The organism is Streptococcus sp. DD11 (assembly GCF_001578865.1).
Taxonomy (GTDB): Bacteria; Bacillota; Bacilli; order Lactobacillales; family Streptococcaceae; genus Streptococcus; species Streptococcus panodentis.
The window spans coordinates 269,793-272,789 of the sequence record NZ_KQ969392.1; the positions used below are offsets into that span (position 1 = coordinate 269,793).

The following is a 2,997-nucleotide window of genomic DNA, read 5'->3' on the forward strand; positions in this document are numbered from 1 at the left end:
GTAAAAATCCCCTCCAAACCCGAATCCAAAATGTGATTGTGGGCCAAATCCATCACCTGATAGCCAGCATCCTTGATAGCCGGAGCCACTGCTTCTGGAGCATTGAAGAGCGGATAGCCATTCAGGGGGTAATCCGGCCGAATCGTACCCTCAAAGTCTCCCAAGACTAAATCGCCCTGATGGAGCCATTCCTTGGCATAGCGGAAATTCTCGGAAAAATCATAAGAGCCATCCTCTTTCAGAGCACTCATATAAAGCCCATCGTGATAAAGCAGGTCACCGCTCGCCAGGATGCGGACTGTCTGGTACGCTTTAGCCCCCGTCTGCTGCTCAAGATTGGATTTTCCATCCGACAGAAAGGACAGACCCTGCAGATGCTCCGCCAGCAAAATCATGCCAGCTGACAGTCCGACCGCAGTCAGAAGAACCCCGACAAACTGCCGATTGGTAAGCTGCTTTTGAAAGACCTTGGCTCGAGCGATTGGAAACTCCCGAAGCCAGTCCCGCCAAGCATAGTATATATCTGCCAGCAGATGGTGCTCCTCCGTAAAAGCAGTCAGCTTCTTCCAAAACTTCTGAAAACATTTTCGGATCTTCTCCCACAGAAATTGTTTATCCATAGCCTCTCTCCGCTCTTTCCTGTCCCATGACAGCAGACTGATATTTACTATATTATACTATTTTTATGGACAAAAGAAAATGAAAAACAGGAGTTGGGAAAAGAATTTGGCTCTCTCCCAATCTCCTGATTCGGTTTCTATCGCCTTAATTCCAGCAGTTGGTCGCCAAGCTGAACATTTCCTTCAGCCAGGATCTCAATCTGGTCATAGTTGGCTGTATTCGTCACGATAACTGGTGTCGTCACTGGATAGCCTGCCTCCTTTATCGCTTGGATATCAAAGGTCAATAGGAGCTGGCCTTTCTTGACCTTGGATCCTTGAACGACATGCGCTGTAAAACCTTGGCCTTCCAGGGCTACAGTATCCATGCCGACATGGATAAGCAGCTCTGCTCCATCATCTGTCGCAAGCCCAATGGCATGGTTGGTCGGAAAGAGCAGACGAATGACCCCGTCCGCAGGTGCTACCACTTCACCGACACTGGGCTCAATGGCTACTCCCTGCCCCATAGCACCGCTGGCAAAGACAGCATCCGGAGTGTCTTCCAGAGCGACGATTGTCCCCTCAAGCGGGCTGGTCACGGTTTGGTCTGCCACTTTGACAGAGGCTGCTTCTTTTGCTGTATCCAAAGGTTGCTCTGCAGCCATTTCAGATGAATCGCCAAAAAGATTTGGAATTTTGACGAGCTGGGTCAAGCCAAAGCCCAGTACGAAGTTGAGCACAATTGCAATGAGGAAGTGAATCAAAGTCATGCTGTTGCCAGCTTCGATAAAGGATGGAATGGCAAAGAGTCCCATCCCTCCCATCACCTGCATTTTTACATCAAAGAAGGCCAGATAAGCACCGGTCAGCGCACCGGAAATACAGGTCATGATGAAAGGCATCCGCATCGGCAGAGTGATACCGTAAATAGCCGGCTCTGTCACACCAAAAAGAGCTGAGATGAAAGCTGGAATAGAAAGCTGACGAACCTTATCTTCCTTGCTGCGCATCATGATATTGAGCAAGGATCCTGCCTGAGCAAAACAGATAGCGATAGAGGCAACAAGGATGACCCCTGGACCCTTCTGCAGTTCTAAAATAGCCAGCGGCACCAAGCCCCAGTGAAGACCAAACATGACCAAGACCTGCCAGAGAGCTCCCAAGACAAGACCGTAAAGAATCGGACTGAAACCATAGATGCCTGTAAAGAGTGCCCCAACCAAATCTGAAGCCCAGGTCATGACCGGACCAATAATAAGGAAAGCCAATGGCACTGTAATCAACAGAGTAAAGAATGGTACGATAAAGACTTTTACAACATCTGGAATAATTTGCTTAAAGCCTTTTTCAATCTTGGCCCCGGCCCAGACAGCTGCAATCACCGGAAGGACCGTTGAAAGATAGCTGGATGCAGGGAAAATAATCGGAATGCCAAAGAAGGTTGCATTAATCGGTGATTCAATCGGCGTCCCAGCAAAGAGAGTGTACAGAGGCTTATCTGCTGCAAAGCTGGCTGCGATATTGGGATAAACCAGGGCAAAGCCGATAGCCAAAGCTGTAAACTGATTCATCTTGAAACGCTTAGCAGCTGTAATAGCCAAAATCAAAGGAAGAAATTGGAAAAGACCATCCCCAGCTGCATTGAGAACGACATAAGCGCCATCTGTTTTTGCTACTCCTGCAGCTGCCAGAATAGCCACTACACCCTTAATCATACCAGCCGCTGACAAGGTCCCCAGCATAGGCTGGAAGAGACCTGACACCAGAGCGATAAAGCGATCAAAAAGATTGCCCTCAATAACATCGCCCTCATTAGCATCAATGCTGCCTTCGCCTGAAATACCAGTCACTTTGAGCACAGTTTCATAAACATCCGGCACATGGTTGCCAATCACGACCTGATACTGGCCGCCAGCCTTGACCACCGTCACAACACCGTCGCGCTTCATCAGATAATCCGTGTCCGCCTTGGATTCGTCCTTCAAAGAAAAACGCAAGCGTGTCACACAGTGTACCAATTTGCTAATATTGTCCTTGCCGCCGACATGGGCTACAATATCCTGAGCTAATTCTGTATAGTCTTTAGCCATCATGGACCTCCTTATATTTTTATCCGGTCAGGCAGGATCTTGATGTCTTAAGAGACATAGCAGCTCGCTGCGCTGGCATCAATAGCTCTGAGCCTCAACGACACTTCCTAACGGAAGTTTTATCCGCAACCTTGAGGCTGAGACAAAAGTCTTTCAGTCTCGCTTTGTTTTGGTAAAAAACTTTTGGCGCGGTAGCTGATTGCTCAAAGCACTGCTTTGAGGTTATGGATGAAACATCCGTTAGGATGTGTCAAGACTGTTCGTCTTTTAGACTCCAAAAAGCTCCTAATCATCCTCGCGGGGCT

2 protein-coding genes are annotated in these 2,997 nt (G+C 48.4%); both read right to left on the bottom strand.

Features of this window, described 5'->3' with window-relative positions; genetic code table 11:
- On the bottom strand, positions 1–620 hold a 620-nt coding region (locus STRDD11_RS14040; protein WP_241209293.1), incomplete at its 3' end, for a CapA family protein.
- Positions 621–757: 137 nt separating this feature from the next.
- Positions 758–2,692 carry a beta-glucoside-specific PTS transporter subunit IIABC gene (locus STRDD11_RS01260; RefSeq protein WP_128835324.1) on the bottom strand — a complete coding sequence of 645 codons (1,935 nt, stop codon included), beginning with the start codon at positions 2,690–2,692 and terminating at the stop codon, positions 758–760.
- Positions 2,693–2,997: the final 305 nt, after the last annotated feature.

Coding starts and splice junctions, on each gene's coding strand:
- STRDD11_RS01260 (WP_128835324.1), bottom strand. CDS start 2,692: ATGGCTAAAGACTATACAGAATTAGCTCAGGATATTGTAGCCCATGTC.